The 15343-nt window shown below is 67.7% G+C and carries 13 protein-coding genes; 7 read left to right on the forward strand and 6 right to left on the reverse strand.

Annotated features, from left to right (window positions below; translation table 11 throughout):
- Positions 1–13: 13 nt before the first annotated feature.
- Genes ACVWZ5_RS02215 through ACVWZ5_RS02225 form a run of 3 tightly spaced genes read right to left on the reverse strand, consistent with a single transcriptional unit; the run spans position 14 to position 5700 of the window.
- A complete protein-coding gene (locus ACVWZ5_RS02215; RefSeq protein WP_457340381.1) occupies positions 14–1417 on the reverse strand; it encodes an efflux transporter outer membrane subunit in 1404 nt (467 codons plus the stop codon).
- On the reverse strand, positions 1417–4545 hold the full coding sequence (locus tag ACVWZ5_RS02220; RefSeq protein ID WP_457340382.1) for a multidrug efflux RND transporter permease subunit: 3129 nt from the start codon (positions 4543–4545) through the stop codon (positions 1417–1419). The genes ACVWZ5_RS02215 and ACVWZ5_RS02220 overlap by 1 nt, the downstream gene beginning before the upstream one ends.
- A gap of 15 nt (positions 4546–4560) precedes the next feature.
- A complete protein-coding gene (locus ACVWZ5_RS02225; RefSeq protein ID WP_457340383.1) occupies positions 4561–5700 on the reverse strand; it encodes a MexC family multidrug efflux RND transporter periplasmic adaptor subunit in 1140 nt (379 codons plus the stop codon).
- 182 nt (positions 5701–5882) lie between these two features.
- Here ACVWZ5_RS02225 and ACVWZ5_RS02230 point away from each other — a divergent pair, with 182 nt between their 5' ends.
- Both ACVWZ5_RS02230 and ACVWZ5_RS02235 read left to right on the forward strand, forming a co-directional pair.
- Positions 5883–7415: an FAD-dependent oxidoreductase gene (locus ACVWZ5_RS02230; RefSeq protein WP_062573629.1), complete on the forward strand. Its 1533-nt coding sequence runs from the start codon at positions 5883–5885 to the stop codon at positions 7413–7415.
- An 89-nt stretch (positions 7416–7504) separates the two neighbouring features.
- The gene (locus ACVWZ5_RS02235) at positions 7505–8512 is read left to right on the forward strand and encodes an aldo/keto reductase (RefSeq protein WP_062573628.1); all 1008 of its coding nucleotides are present in this window, start codon (positions 7505–7507) and stop codon (positions 8510–8512) included.
- A 41-nt stretch (positions 8513–8553) separates the two neighbouring features.
- On the opposite strand, the gene ACVWZ5_RS02240 is transcribed toward ACVWZ5_RS02235, so the two are convergent.
- Positions 8554–8775, reverse strand: a complete 222-nt coding sequence (locus ACVWZ5_RS02240; RefSeq protein ID WP_155721650.1) for a hypothetical protein — start codon at positions 8773–8775, stop codon at positions 8554–8556.
- 98 nt (positions 8776–8873) lie between these two features.
- Positions 8874–9527, reverse strand: a complete 654-nt coding sequence (gene nfsB, locus ACVWZ5_RS02245) for an oxygen-insensitive NAD(P)H nitroreductase (RefSeq protein ID WP_084941525.1) — start codon at positions 9525–9527, stop codon at positions 8874–8876.
- A gap of 104 nt (positions 9528–9631) precedes the next feature.
- Between nfsB and ACVWZ5_RS02250 the strand changes: the two genes are divergently transcribed.
- The 4 genes from ACVWZ5_RS02250 (at position 9632) to ACVWZ5_RS02265 (ending at position 12745) form a co-directional block, all read left to right on the forward strand.
- On the forward strand, positions 9632–10552 hold the full coding sequence (locus ACVWZ5_RS02250; protein ID WP_435767783.1) for a LysR substrate-binding domain-containing protein: 921 nt from the start codon (positions 9632–9634) through the stop codon (positions 10550–10552).
- 34 nt (positions 10553–10586) lie between these two features.
- Positions 10587–11201, forward strand: a complete 615-nt coding sequence (locus ACVWZ5_RS02255) for a LysE family translocator (RefSeq protein WP_096048109.1) — start codon at positions 10587–10589, stop codon at positions 11199–11201.
- A 79-nt stretch (positions 11202–11280) separates the two neighbouring features.
- Positions 11281–12111, forward strand: coding sequence for an AraC family ligand binding domain-containing protein (locus ACVWZ5_RS02260; RefSeq protein WP_457340384.1), 831 nt, complete (start codon positions 11281–11283; stop codon positions 12109–12111).
- Positions 12112–12160: 49 nt separating this feature from the next.
- Positions 12161–12745 carry a LysE family translocator gene (locus tag ACVWZ5_RS02265; RefSeq protein ID WP_062573623.1) on the forward strand — a complete coding sequence of 195 codons (585 nt, stop codon included), beginning with the start codon at positions 12161–12163 and terminating at the stop codon, positions 12743–12745.
- Between the two features lie 18 nt (positions 12746–12763).
- Here ACVWZ5_RS02265 and ACVWZ5_RS02270 read toward each other — a convergent pair whose 3' ends face one another.
- Complete coding sequence (locus ACVWZ5_RS02270) at positions 12764–13651, reverse strand: EamA family transporter (protein ID WP_457340385.1); 888 nt, start codon at positions 13649–13651, stop codon at positions 12764–12766.
- Positions 13652–13911: 260 nt separating this feature from the next.
- Between ACVWZ5_RS02270 and ACVWZ5_RS02275 the strand changes: the two genes are divergently transcribed.
- The gene (locus ACVWZ5_RS02275) at positions 13912–15309 is read left to right on the forward strand and encodes a purine-cytosine permease family protein (RefSeq protein WP_062573621.1); all 1398 of its coding nucleotides are present in this window, start codon (positions 13912–13914) and stop codon (positions 15307–15309) included.
- The last annotated feature ends 34 nt before the right edge of the window (positions 15310–15343 follow it).

Below are 15343 nucleotides of genomic sequence, written 5' to 3' on the forward strand. Positions count from 1 at the left end.
CCAAAGGAGTTTTTCAGCCCTTGCCCGGCCAACCACCGCCCAGGGCACGGAACAGATCGACCAATGCCAGCTGGCGTTGGGTACTGGCCTCGATGAACGCCGCTTCGTTGACATAGCCGTTGCGCTGCGCATCCAGGTAACGCAGGTGGCTGTCCACCCCGCCCTCGTAGCGCGCCTTGGCCAGCGCCACGGTCGCCCGGCTGGTGTCGGCCAGGGCCCGGCGCGCCGCTTCCTCGCGGCGCAGGGTGTCGGTGGCGGCCAGGGCGTCGGCGACTTCGCGGAAGGCGGTCTGGATCGTGCCTTCATACGCCGCCACCGCCGAATCCTTGCGCGCTTCGGCCAGGCTCAGGCCGGCCTTGTTGCGCCCGGCATCGAACAGCGGCAGCGACAGCTGCGGCATGAAGCTCCAGCTGCGCGAACCACCGTCGAACAGCCCGGACATCTGTGCACTGGAAGTACCGAAGCTGCCGGTCAGGCTGATCCGCGGGAAGAACGCCGCCCGCGCCGCGCCGATATCGGCATTGCGCGCCCGCAGCCGGTGCTCGGCGGCGAGGATGTCCGGACGGCGTTCGATCAACGCCGACGGCGCGCCCGGAGCGATGTCCTGCAGGACCAGCGGCGCCTCGCTGCGCGCGGCCGGGATCGCCGTGGCCGCGTCCGCGCTGCCCAGCAGCAGCACCAGGGCGTTGTAGGCCTGGCGCTGCTCGCGCACGATGCCTTCGAGCTCGGCCCGCGACTGTTCGACCAGCCCCAGCGCCTCCTGGTGATCCAGCGCCGTGGCCGTGCCGGCAGTGCGCCGCTGGCCGACCAGGGCCAGCGAATCCTCGCGGCTGGCCAGGGTCTGGCGGGTCAGCGCCAGGCGCCGCTCGGCGCCGTCCAGGGTCAGGTAGGCCTGGCTTACCTCAGCGATCAGGGCAATGCGCGCGGCGCGGCCAACTTCCTCGGTGGCCAGGTACTGTTCCAGGGCCGCGTCACTCAGGCTCTTCACCCGACCGAACAGATCGACCTCGTACTCCGGCAGCGACAGGCCCACCTGGTAAGTACTGCTCACACCCTCGCGACCGTTGCTCGACAGGTCCGCCGGCAAATGCTGGCGGTTGCCCGAAACCCCGGCATTCAAGCCCGGGAACCGGTCGGCACGCTGGATGCGGTACTGCGCGCGGGCCTGCTCGATATCCAGCAGGGTCTGGCGCAGCGAACGGTTGTTGTCCAGCGCGGTACCCACCAGCTGGCGCAGGGACGGGTCGACGATGAACCCCTGCCAGTCCAACTGCTCCACCGCCTTGCCGTGATGGCCGGCGGCATCGCCCCACTCGGCTGCCACCGGCGCCTCGGGGCGCTGGTAGGTCGGTGCCAGGGAGCAGCCGGCCAAGGTGACGGCCAGCGCGAACGGAATTGCAAGATTGCGCATGAGCATCACTGGGTTACCTCGACAGCGTGTTGCACGGGGGCTGGCTTGCGCTTGAGCAGCTTGAGCACGAACACGAAACAGATCGGCACGAACACCACGCCCAGCAAGGTGGCGCTGAGCATGCCGCCGATCACCCCGGTACCGATGGCGCGCTGGCTGGCCGCGCCGGCGCCGGTGGCGATGGCCAGCGGCACTACGCCGAGGATGAAGGCCATGGAGGTCATCACGATCGGGCGGAAGCGCAGGCGCGCGGCCTCGATGGCGGCGTCGCTCAAGCTGTAGCCCTTCTCCCACAACTCCTTGGCGAACTCGACGATCAGGATCGCGTTCTTAGCCGCCAGGCCAATGATGGTGATCAGGCCAACCTTGAAGTACACATCGTTGGGCAGGCCGGTGAGCATCACCGCCCACACCGCGCCCAAGGCGCCGATCGGCACGATCAGCATTACCGTCAGCGGGATCGCCCAGCTTTCGTACAGTGCCACCAGCAGCAGGAACACCACCAGGATGGCCAGGGCGAACAGGGCCGTGGCCTGGCCGCTGGAGACCTTCTCCTGGTACGAGAGGCCCGTCCAGGCATAGCCGATGCCAGGCGGCAGTTCGCTGACCAGGCGTTCCATCTCGGCCATTGCCTGGCCGGTGCTGTGGCCGGGCGCGGCGTCACCGGCGATGCGGATCGACGGATAGCCGTTGTAGCGCACCAACTGCACCGGGCCCTCTTCCCATTTCGTGGTGACGAAGGCGCTGAACGGCACCTGTTCGCCTCCGGTATTCGGGGCATACAGGCGCAGCACGCTTTCCGGGGTCATGCGCTCGCCCTGCTCGGCCTGCACCACCACGCGCTGCTGGCGCCCGGCGTTGGTGAAGTCGTTGATCACCGCCGAACCGAAAGCGGTGGCCAGGGTGCTGTTGATGGTTTCGAAGCTCACGCCCAGGGCGCGGGCCTTCTCGCGGTCGATCTGCACGCGCAGTTGCGGCGCCTCGGCCAGGCCTTCCATCATCGCGTAGAGGATCACCGGGTTGCCGTTGGCGCGGGCCAGCAGCTGGTCACGGGCCGCCAGCAATGCTTCGCGGCCCAGGCCGCCACGGTCCATCAGGCGCAGGGCGAAACCGCCGGAGTTGCCCAGGCCGTCGATCGGCGGCGGCATGACCGCGGTGATGGTGCCATCGCCATTGGCCGCGAACTGGGCATTGATGGCGGCGGTTTCCGCCTCCGCCGATTGCTCGGGGCCGCGCACGGACCAGTCTTTGAAGGTGGGGAACGCCAGCGCGGCGTTGTCACCCTGGCCCGAGAAGCTGAAGCCGCTGACGATGAACGAGCTGGCCGTCGCCTCGCGGGACAACAGGAACTGCTCCAGCGCCTCGGCAGTGTGGTCGGTACGTACACGGCTGGCACCCGGCGGCAGCTGTACGTCGACAATGCTGTAGCCCAGGTCCTCGGATGGCACGAAGGCCTCTGGCAGGCGCAGGTAGGAGTAGCCGAGCACCACCAGGATGCCGACGTAGGCCAGCATCCAGCGACCGGCACGGGCCACCAGGGCGCTGTTCATCACCGAGTAGCGCTCGGTCACCCGGACGAAGGCGCGGTTGAAGGCACCGAAGAAACCGCCCTTCTCATGGTGGCCATGGGGCACCGGCTTGAGCAGCGTGGCGCACAGCGCCGGGGTGAAGGTCAGGGCGAGGAAGCCGGAGAACAGGATCGACACCGCCAGCGACACCGAGAACTGCTGGTAGATCACCCCCACGGATCCTGACATGAACGCCAGCGGCAGGAACACCGCCGCCAGCACCAGGGTGATGCCGATGATCGCCCCGGACACCTGCCCCATCGCCTTGATGGTCGCGTCCACCGGCGACAGGCCCTCCTCGGCCATCAGCCGCTCGACGTTCTCCACCACCACGATGGCATCGTCCACCAGGATGCCGATGGCCAGCACCATGCCGAACATGGTCATCATGTTCACCGAGAAGCCGAGCAGCTTCATGATCATCAGCGTGCCCAGCAGGCACACCGGCACCACGATCGACGGGATCAGGGTGTAGCGCACGTTCTGCAGGAACAGGAACATCACCAGGAACACCAGCACCATGGCTTCGATCAGGGTGTGGATGACCTTCTCGATGGCCACGTCGACGAAGCGCGAGGTGTCGTAGGGCACCGAGTACTCGACGCCCTCGGGGAAGAACTGCGCAAGCTCCGCCAGGCGCTCCTTGACCAGCGTCGCGGTCTGGATGGCGTTGGCACCGGGCGCCAGCTGCACCGCACCGGCCACGGCCGGGTGGCCGTCCAGGCGCGAGGACAGGTTGTAGTTCTCGCTGCCGATGGCCAGGCGCGCGACATCGCCCAGGCGCACGCTGGAGCCGTCCGGGTTGGCACGCAGGACGATACCGGCGAAGGCCTCGGGCGTATCGAGGGTGCCCTGCACCGCCAGGGTCGCGGTCAGCTCCTGTTCGCTGGCGCCCGGCGTGCTGCCGAAGCTGCCGGCCGGTACCTGGACGTTCTGGCCACGGATGGCATTGTTGATGTCGTCGATGGACAGGCCATAGCCCACCAGTTTCTGCGGATCGACCCAGACCCGCATGGCCGCTTCGGAGGCGAAGAACTGCAGCTTGCCCACGCCCGGCACGCGCAGCAGTTCGTTGTTGATATTGCGCGCGGCGTAGTCGGCCAGGGCCGTGGTGTCGCCGCGGTCGCCGGCCTTGCTGGTCAGGGCGTAGATCAGCAGGAAGCCGGAGCTGGCCTGCTCGACCTTCAGACCCTGGGTCAGCACTGCCTGGGGCATGCGCGCCTCGGCCTTCTTCAGGCGGTTCTGCACATCCACCTGGGCCATGTCCGGCTTGGTGCCGGGCTCGAAGGTCACCAGCACCTCGGCGACGCCGTTGGAGTTGTTGGTGGACTCGTAGTACAGCAGGCCCTTGGCGCCGTTGAGCGACTCCTCGATGATGCTGGTCACCGACTCCACCAGCACCTTGGCCGAAGCCCCCGGATAGCTGGCGGTGATGGAAATCTGTGGCGGTGCCACGCTGGGGTACTGGGCCACCGGCAACGCGGGGATCACCAGCAAGCCGGCCAGGGCAATGAACAGCGCCACGACCCAGGCGAAGTTCGGCCGATTGATGAAGAACTTGGACATCTCGCCTCCCTCGCCTTATTTCGCCGCGACCGGCTGCGCCTGCGCCACCACGGGCATGCCCGGGGCCAGGCCGGCAGGGCTGCCGACGATGACCTGCTCACCGCCGCGCAGGCCTTCGACGATCTGCCAGCGCGAACCCTGCATCACGCCGGTGCGCACGCTGCGCGCCTCGGCCAGGCTGCCGGTGCCAACCACCAGCACCCGCGCCTCGCCATCGCTGCCGCGCTGCACCGCCCGTTGCGGCACCAGGATCGCCTGCTGGTCGGTGCCCTGCGGAGTGCGCACGCGCACGTACATGCCCGGCAGGAGAATGCCGTCGGCATTGTCGAAGCGCCCGCGCAGGGAGACCTGACCGGTGCCGCGGTCGACCGCCACGTCGGTGAACATCAGCGCGCCCTGGCGCTGGTAGTCGGTGCCTTCTACCTGGGCCGTCAGCGCCTTGTCGTCGCCACCGGCCAACGCACCGTCCTTGAGCGCCTGGCGCAGGCGCAGGGCATCGGCGGCAGACTGAGTGAAATCGACATAGATCGGATCGAGCTGCTGGATGCGCGCCATCAGCGTGGCATCGCCCTGTCCGACCAGCGCGCCTTCGGTGGCCAGGGCGCGACCAATGCGTCCGGAAATCGGCGCGGTGACCGTGGCGTAGCCCAGGTTCAGGCGCGCGGTCTGCACGTCGGCCTGGGCCGAACGCACGGCGGCCTGGGCGCTGCGCAGCTCGGCGGTGGCGCTGTCGAAGTCCTGCTGGCTGACCGCTTCGATCTTCACCAGCGGCTCATAGCGTTTTACCCGCGCCTGGGCTTCGTGCTGCACGGCCTGGGCCCGGGCCAGGTCGGCCTCGGCGCGGGCCAGGGCCGCCTTGAACGGCGCCGGGTCGATCTGGAACAGGACATCGCCGGCCTTGACGTCGGCACCTTCCTCGAAACGCTTGTGCAGGACGATACCGGCCACCCGGGCACGTACCTCGGCCACCCGCATCGGCTCGACCCGACCTGGCAAGGTCGAGGCCAAGGCCAGTGGCTCGGCGGCCACGGTCACGATTTCCACCGGAAACGCCGTTTCAGCGCCGGCCTGCTGTTCGTCGGCCGCCCCGCAGCCGGCCAGGGCCACAGCCACTGCCAGCCAGCTGGCCATTCCTATTGCACGCAAATTGCTCATGAACTCACCCGAGCCGTTAACTAAATTTGGCGCGAATGGTACTTACACATTCGATTTGAGTCAATTTTGTCTCATTTAAAGTTTTTGTGAAAAGCTGTAATGACCACCTCCGATCGTCGGCTCGTCGCAGTCCTGGCCCATGGAGGGCGTCAAATGAAACACAACGCCTGAGGAGATCCGCCATGACCCTGCACGCCGTGGCCAGCCTCGACCAGCTCGAGGAACACCGCCCCCTGCGCGTCCAGGCCGGCACCGAGGAGATCATCCTGGTGCGCCAGGGCGAGTTGGTGAAGGCCTACCAGGCCAACTGCCCGCATGAGGGCGCGCCCCTCGAACAAGGCGCGGTCTGTGGTGGGCTGCTGATCTGCCCCTGGCACAAGGCCGCCTTCGCCGTGGACGAGGGCGCGGTATGCGAACCGCCGGCCCTGGCCGGCCTGCGCCGCCATGCCGTGCAGCTCAGGGATGGCCAGGTCTGGGTCGACGACCAGCCACTGCCCGCAACCGAGGCACCGCGCCACAGCGACGCCCGCACCTTCGTCGTGGTGGGCGCCGGCGCCGCCGGCTCGGCCGCCATCGCCACCCTGCTTGAGCATGGCTTTGCCGGGCGCCTGCTGTGGATCGACCAGGAACAGCCGAACGCCTACGATCGCACCGCCCTGAGCAAGTTCGTCATCGCCGGGCAGATGCCGGTGGACGAAGTGCCGACCCTGCTGGCCCCGGACGCCCTGCGCCGTGGCCAGCTGCAGCGTTTGCACGGCAAGGTGCGCGCCCTGGATGCCGACAAGCGCGTGCTCACCCTGGCCGACGGCCAGAAGCTGAAATACGACGCCGCCCTGCTGGCCACCGGCGGCAAACCCAGACGCCCCGAACTCCCCGGCGTGCAGTTGCCCGGTATCTGCGTGCTGCGCTCGCGCACGGATGCCGCGCAACTGCTCGACCTGGCCGAACCAGGCCAGCCGGTGGTGATCGTCGGCGATGGGTTCATCGGCCTGGAGGCTGCCAGCGCCCTGCGCAAGTACGGCCTACAGGTGCATGTGGTCACGCGCCACGCCATCCCGCTGGCCCGACAGCTGGGCGAGCGCATCGGCCAGAGCCTGCGCGAGCTGCACGAGCGCAAGGGCGTGGTATTCCACGGGCCGACCGAGGTGAGCGGCTTCGAAGGCCGGGAGCGGGTCGAGGCCGTGTTGCTGGCCACTGGCGAGCGCCTGGAAACCCCGCTGGTACTGCTTGGCACCGGCGTCAGCCCGGCCACCGGTTATCTGCACGACCTGCCCCTGGCCGAGGACCGTTCACTGACAGTGGACGCCCATCTGCAGGCCGCCGACGGCCTGTGGGCGGCCGGCGATATCGCCACTTTCCCTCTGGCCGGCCGCCCGGTACGCATCGAGCACTGGCGCCTGGCCCAGCAGCATGGGGTGATCGCCGCCGCCAACATGCTCGGCGAGCGCCGCCGCTACGACGACGTGCCGTTCTTCTGGACCTACCAGCACGGGCGCACCTACGAAGTGCTCGGGCATGCCAGCGGCTGGAACCGCATCGAGTACGTCGGCACCCCGGAACAGGGCGACTTCATCGCCCTGCAGTGCCTGGACGACCAGGTCGAGGCAGTGATCGCCAAGGGCCACGCGCGGGCCATGGCGGTGCTGTCGCAGCGGCTGAAACGGCCGCTGTCGAGCCGCGAGGCGCGTGACCTGATCGATGCCTGGCCGGATTGAAGCGGCGCCCGCCACACGCTTTCAATGCCAGGCGGAACTGTGTAAAAGAGGGAAACCCCTCTCAAGGCGTCAGAAAAGGATTATCTGCAATGATCTACCGCCCCCTCGGCCGCTCCGGCCTGCACGTCTCGGCCCTCACCCTGGGCAGCATGATGTTCGGTGAGCAGACCAGCACCGAAGACTCGCTGCGCATCATCGACAAGGCCTGGGACCAGGGCATCAATTTCGTCGACACCGCCGACGTCTACAACGGCGGCCGTTCCGAGGAGATCGTCGGCGAGGCGGTGGCGCGCAACCGCCACGACTGGATCATCGCCTCCAAGGCTGGCTACGGCCCGGTCGATGGCGTGCCCAACCGCAGCGGCCTGTCGCGCAAGCACCTGTTCAACGCCATCGAGGCCAGCCTCACACGCCTGGGCACCGACTACCTGGACATTTACTACCTGCACCGCGAGGATCACACCGTACCGCTGGAAGAGACCGTGCGCGCCATCGGCGACCTGCTGGCCCAGGGCAAGATCCGCTACTGGGGCGTGTCCAACTTCCGTGGCTGGCGCATCGCCGAGATCTGCAACCTGGCAGAGAAGCTCGGCGTGGCCAAGCCGGTGGTCAGCCAGCCGCTGTACAACATCGTCAACCGCCAGGCCGAGCCCGAGCAACTGACCGCCGCCGCCTACCATGGCCTGGGCGTGGTGCCGTTCAGCCCGCTGGCCCGCGGCGTGCTCAGCGGCAAGTACGCGCCCGGCTCGACCCCGGACCAAGGCAGCCGCGCCGGTCGCCAGGACAAGCGCATCATGGAGGTGGAATGGCGCCAGGAGTCGCTGGCCATCGCCCAGAAGATCCATGCCTACACCGAGGCCAAGGGCGTGGGCATCGTCGAGTTCGCCATCGCCTGGGTGCTGAACAACCGCCTGGTCAGCTCGGCCATCGTCGGGCCGCGCACCGAAGCGCAGTGGGACACCTATGCCGGCGCGTTGGAGGTGAAGATCACGGCAGAGGACGAAGCGTTCATCGACTCGCTGGTGACACCAGGGCATGCCTCGACGCCCGGATTCAACGACGTGGCGCACTTCGTCAGCGGGCGTCTGGCGCGCTGAACCCTGTAGCGTGGGAGCGGGGCCCGCCCGCTCCCACGCTGTCAGCAACCGATCGGCAGAATGGCCACCAACACGATCAAGGTCCCGGCCTGCATCACCCGCACCTGAGAGACCGGGAACCGCGCCGTGTAGGCGATGCACCACAGCACCAGCGTTCCTTCCAGCAGCCATTCAGCGCGGTGATGCCCAGGTACCCCCGTGACACCGCCCAGCCCTCGCGCCCTGGCAGTTGCCCGGCGCTTCCACTGGCTGTGTCCCAACATACCGGCAAGGCACCTAGGCTCATGAGGGTTGCGTAAGCCTTTGCGCGTGGCCCCGGAACAGCAGAGCCACTGCGGGGCGCAAGCTTACCTGCCGACAATCACAGAAAGGTAAATACCTCAGCCGCCGACAACCGCGACTTGCTCAGCCCGGCATTGAAATCCTCCTCGCTGCGATAGCCCAGGCTCAGCAGCACTACGCTGGTGAAGCCCTGCTCGCGCAGACCCAGTTCGGCGTCCAGGGCCTTGGCGTCGAAGCCTTCGATCGGCGTGGCGTCCAGGCCGTGGGCGGCGGCGCCCAGCAGTGCGGTGCCCAGGGCCAGGTAGACCTGCTTCTCCATCCAGTGCTGCAGGTCCTTGAAATCATAGCGGTGCAGGTCGACGTAGCCGCGACGGGTCTGGTCCTGGCCATCACGGGCCTGCTCGGTGCGGAAGCGCCCGTCGGCGGCCTCCTGCGCCAGCACCGCCTGCAGGTGGCCTTCGGTCATGTTGGTGCGGGCGGCGAACACGATCACATGGGAGGCATCGCGCAGCTTCGGGCTGTTGTAGGCGAAACGCTCGTCGGTGGCCTTGGCCAGGCGCGCCTTGCCTTCGGCGCTGTCGGCCACGACGAAGTGCCAAGGCTGCGAGTTGACCGAGGACGGGCTGTGGCGCAGCTGCTCGAGCAAGGCATCGATGGTGGCCTGGGGAATCTTGCGGCTGGCGTCGTAGGCTTTGGTGGTGTAACGGCGTTTGGCGAGGGCAACGGTATCCATCTACGGCAATTCCTAAAAGGGATCGTGAATGAGCCGCATCTTATCTTCCCGGCGGTAAAGAAAAACCAGCACAATGCAGCAACACTTTCATCCCTGGAGTGAAAATGCTGCGCATCAACGACCTCGAACTGTTCGCCCGTGCCAGCGCCCTGGGCAGCTTCACCGCCGCGGCCCACGAGGCCGACCTGCTGCCCGGCCAGGTGGCGGCGGCGATCAAGCGCCTGGAACGCGAACTGGATGTGCGCCTGTTCGCCCGCACCACTCGCAGCCTGCGCCTGACCGCCGAGGGCGAGCTGTACCTGCCCACCGCCCAGCGCGTGCTCGACGCCCTGCGCCAGGGTCGCGACGACCTGCACGGCAGCCACAGCTGCCTGCGCGGCGTGCTGCAGGTGGCGGCGCCCTCGGACATGGGGCGCAACCTGTTGCGACCCTGGCTCAGCGCGTTTCGCCGCGAGCATCCGGGGCTCGGCCTGCGTTTGTTCCTCTCCGACCAGCTGGCCGACCTCTACCGCGATCCGGTGGATGTCGCCATCCGCTACGGCCAGAACGAGGACGCCAACTACATCGCCCTGCCGCTGGCGCCGTGGAACCGTCGGGTGCTGGTGGCCTCGCCCGACTACCTGGCCCGCCATGGCCGGCCGGGCAGCCCTGACGAGCTGCAGCAGCACGACTGCCTGCTGTACCTGCAGCAAAGCCGGGTCTACGACAAATGGCGGCTGGGCAACCGCACCGTGCAGGTGCGCGGGCCGCTGTTCAGCGACGACGCCGATGTGGTCCGGCGCTGGGCGCTGGAAGGCGAAGGCATCGTCTACAAGTCGTGGCTGGATGTCAGCGCCAATGTCGCCGCCGGCGAGCTGGAGGTCCTGCTGCCCGAACATCCCGGCGAGCTGACCCCGGTGACCCTGGTGTGCCCGCACCGCAAGCAGCTCACCCCGGCGGTGGCCCAGCTGCACCTGTGGCTGCGCGAGCGCTTCGCCACGCTGCGCCCGGAGGGCATGTTGCAGCCGCTGTCACCGGGCGTATAGTGCATCCACCCCCGACTGCAAGGAGCTGTCATTCATGCCGAGCCTGGAATTTCTCGTTACCGCGCTGATCATCGTGCTGATTCCCGGCAGCGGGGTCATTCTCACCGTTTCCAGCGCCCTGGTGGCCGGGCGCCGCGCCTGCCTGTGGACCGCCACCGGCTGCACCCTGGGTATCGTCCCGCACCTGCTGGCCTCGGTGCTCGGCCTCTCGGCCTTGCTGCACACCAGCGCCCTGGCCTTCCAGGGCTTGAAGTTCGCCGGCGTCGCCTACCTGCTGTACCTGGCCTATGCCACCTGGCGCGACCGTGCGGCCTTCGCAGTGGACACCCAGGCCACTCCAACCGCCGCCGGCCAGCTGGTGCTCAAGGCCTGCCTGCTGAACATCCTCAACCCCAAGCTGACGCTGTTCTTCCTCGCCTTCCTACCGCAGTTCATCAGCCCCCAGGCCGGTTCCGCGACCTTGCAGATGCTCGGTCTGAGCGCGGTGTTCATGGCCATGACCTTCGTCGTCTTCGTGATCTACGGCCTGCTCGCCCATCTGTTCCGCCGCGCCGTGATCGACTCGCCCCAGGTACAGGCCTGGCTACGGCGCAGCTTCGCCGCCTCGTTCGCCGGGCTTGGCATCAACCTGGCGTTCGCCCAACGCTGACAGGGCTGCACAATCGTTCTAAACGTCCGGGCCGTTTGTGCGTTAAGGTCGTCTACCGACTCCCACACGGCCCGCGCCCATGAGCAACTGGATCGACCTCAGACAGGACGCCGACACCGGCATCGAGTCGATCCGTGCCCATTTCACCGGCCATGCCTACGACCCGCACTGGCACGACAGCTTCCTGGTCGGGGTGACCGAACAGGGCGTACAGCAGTTCAACTGCCGCCGCGAACGCCATAACAGCACCCCCGGCCAGGTGTTCGTGCTCGAGCCGGGCGACCTGCACGACGGCCATGCGCCGACCATGGAGGGTTTTACCTATTCAACCCTGTACCTGGATGGCAACTGGCTGGAAACCGAGCTGCGCGCCCTGTTCGAACAAGCGCCTTCGGGCGCTCTGCCCAGCTTCGGCACTCTGCTGCACCAGGATCCGCGCCTGGCCGGCGCCACCGCCCGGGCCTTCGAGACGGTGCATTACAACGAGCTGCGCATCATCCGCCAGACCGCCCTGGACGACCTGCTGGCCTGCCTCACCGGTCACCTGCACTGGCGCAAGCGCCTGGACCCCGACCCGCGCCTGCCGCTGTGCGCCCAGGTCGCCCGGGATTACCTGCACGCGCACCTGGACCAGGACATCGGCCTGGTCGAGCTTGCGCAGGTGTGCGCTATCGACCGCTTCCGCCTGACCCGAGCGTTCAAGGCGGCCTTCGGCCTGGCGCCGCATGCCTACCTGATCCAACTGCGCCTGGCCCGTGCACGGCGGCGGCTGGCCCAGGGTGAAACGCCGGCCAGCGTCGCCACGTCCCTGGGCTTTGCCGACCAGAGCCACCTGGGCCGCTGGTTCCGCCGCGCTTACCAGCTGACTCCGGCGGACTACCGCAAGCGCTGCTCAAACCTTCCAGACTGAAGCAACGCCCGCCGCGACCATGGCGCTTCGATCACTCGGAGCCTTGACCATGTCACACACGCTGTTGCCTTTCATCCTGTTCGCCCTGGCCGCAAGCATCAGCCCCGGGCCGACCAACCTGCTGATTCTCGCCCACGGAGCCCGGCGCGGCCTGCGCGCCAGCCTGGCGCCGATCATGACGGCCTGCTGCGCGGCGGCGGCAGTGGTGCTGCTGGTGGGCCTGGGGCTGGGCGAGCTGCTGCTGCGCTACCCGCTGGCGCAGCAGGCCATGAGTTGGGTGGGCGCCCTGTGGCTCAGCTGGTTGGCCTGGAAGATGCTGCGCAGCGCCGGTGCGCCGCTGCAGGCCGATAGCGACAGCGGCCTTGGCCCGCTGAGCGCGGCGACCCTACAGGTGGTCAACCCCAAGGTGTGGGTGACGGCGGTGGCGATGGTCGGCCTGTTCGCCGGCCCGGCACTGCCGATGTGGTGGTTGAGCCTGGTGTTCCTGCTGACCGCCCTGCCGAGCATGACCGCATGGGCGCTGATGGGTATCGGCAGCGCCCGCTGGCTGCGCTCGTCACGGGCTCTGCGGGTGTTCAACCAGGGCCTGGCCGGACTGCTGCTGGTGTCCGCGTGGTCGGCCTTGTTGATGTAACGCGGCGCGCATCGCACTTCAGCGCGCGGTAGCCGCGCGCAGACGCAACCCCAGGCGAGGCCCGAACACATTGATCAGCAGCCCGAGCATCACCAGCAGCGCGCCCCAGCCCTGGGCCTCGCTCAGGCGCTCGCCCAGCAACAGGGCCGAGGAGCTCAGGCCGACCACCGGCACCAGCAGCGAGAATGGCGCCACCTTGCCCGCCGGGTGGCGCGACAACAGGGTGCTCCACAGGCTGTAGCCGACCATGGTGGCGACGAAGGCCAGGTAGGCCAGGGCCAGCACCGAGCTTAAGCCGATGTTGGCCAGCGCATGGCCGATGCGCTCGGGCCCTTCCAGCCACCAGGACAGTGCCAGGAACGGCAGCGGCGGGATCAACCCGCCCCAGATCACCAGGGCAACCAGGTCGACCTTGCCGAAGCGCCGGGTGATGATGTTGCCCATGCCCCACATGGCGCCGCCGCACAGGGTCAGCAGCAGTGCGAGCAACGGCACGTGGCCACTGTCCTCGCTGCCGATCACCGCCAGGCCGCCGGCGGCCACCAGCAGGCCCAGCACGCTGGCCAGGCGCAGCCGCTCGCCAAGGAACAGCGCGGCAAAGCCCAGGGTGAAGAACGCCTGGGACTGCAGCACCAGCGAGGCCAGCCCCGGCGGCATGCCACTGGCCATGGCCTGGAACAGGAAGGCGAACTGGCCCAGGGAGATGGTCGCACCGTAGGCGATCAGCCAGCGCCAGGGCAGGTTCGGACGCTTGGTCAGGAACACCGCCGGGAAGGCCACCAGCAGAAAGCGCAATGCCCCGAGCAGCATCGGCGGCAGGCCGTCGAGGCCCACCTTGATGACCACGAAATTGACGCCCCAGGCGATGATCACCACCAGGGCGATCAGCAGGTCCTTGAGTGGCATGGCACGCATTCCTTCTTCAGGCTTGTTATAGACATATTTGGTTACAGCATAAGGGCATCTCGGTGCCTCGGACCAGCACAGTTGCGCGCCAGCCTTGCGCAACAGTCGGCTGTGATGGCCTCGCGACACCGACAAAAACCTGCGCAAGCTTCACTTGACCAGACTTGTATATACATGCTCATATCGGACTTCGGCCATCCGCCCTGCGTCCCGCCGATAGCCGCCGCCTTTCACAAAAACAACGAAGCGGAGCCCTCCCGATGTCCAGCAAACCCGTGATCGAGCGCCGCTCGATCGACTACATCCCCGAGTCTGAACGCCATGGACGCGTCTACAGCCAATTCACCCTGTGGCTGGGAGCCAACCTGCAGATCACCGCGATCGTCACCGGCGCCCTGGCCGTGGTACTGGGCGGCGATGTGTTCTGGTCGTTGATCGGCCTGCTGCTCGGGCAACTGGTCGGCGGCGCGGTGATGGCCCTGCACGCCGCCCAGGGGCCGCGCCTGGGGCTGCCGCAGATGATCTCCAGCCGGGTGCAATTCGGCGTGTACGGCGCGGCCATCCCCATGGCCCTGGTGTGCCTGATGTACCTGGGCTTCACCGCCACCGGCACGGTGCTGTCCGGCCAGGCCATCGGCCAGTTGCTGAGCATCAGCGACAGCGCCGGCATCCTCATCTTCGCCGGGGTGATCGTGCTGGCGACCCTGGCCGGCTACCGGGTGATCCACTGGATCGGGCGCGTGGCCAGCGTGCTGGGGATCATCGCCTTCGTCTACCTGTTCAGCCGCATCCTGATGCTCGCCGACATCGGCCAGTTGCTCGACAACCGCCACTTCAGCTGGGCCAGCTTCCTGCTGGCGGTGTCGCTGGCGGCGTCCTGGCAGATCGCCTTCGGCCCGTACGTGGCCGACTACTCGCGCTACCTGCCCAGCCACACCTCGCCGCTCAAGACCTTCCTCGCCGCCGGCCTGGGCTCGGTGATCGGCGCCCAGGCCTCGATGATCCTCGGCGTGTTCGCCGCGGCCATCGCCGGTGGCCAGTTCTCCGGGCGCGAGGTGGCCTACATCGTCGGCCTGGGCGGCGCCGGCACCACGGCGGCGCTGCTGTACTTCAGCATCGCCTTCGGCAAGGTGACCATTTCCACCCTCAACAGCTACGGCAGCTTCATGTGCATCGCCACGATCATCAGCGGTTTCCGGGGTCACCTGCAGATCAGTCGGGTCCAGCGGCTGGTGTTCGTGCTTGGCATCGTCGGCGCTGCGACCCTGGTCGCCCTGCTCGGCCAGCATTCGTTCCTCAGCGCGTTCAAGTCGTTCATCCTGTTCCTGCTGACCTTCTTCGTGCCGTGGAGCGCGGTGAACCTGGTGGACTACTACTTCATCACCAAGGAACGCTACGACATCCCGGCGCTGGCAGACCCTGATGGCCGCTACGGGCGCTGGAACTGGCCGGGCATCGGCGTGTACACCTTCGGCGTGCTGGTGCAGATGCCGTTCATCGACACCAAGCTGTACACCGGGCCCATGGTCGCGCACCTCGGTGGCGTGGATGTGTCGTGGCTGATCGGCCTGGTGGTGCCGAGCGTGCTGTATTACTGCGTGGCCCGCCGTCGGGCGGCCGAGGCACCAACCGGTATCATCGTGCCTGAGGCGCGCTGAGCCGGGTTGCAAAAAGCTGGCAGCGCCTGCCGGG

This window comes from Pseudomonas sp. TE6283 (assembly GCF_054060555.1).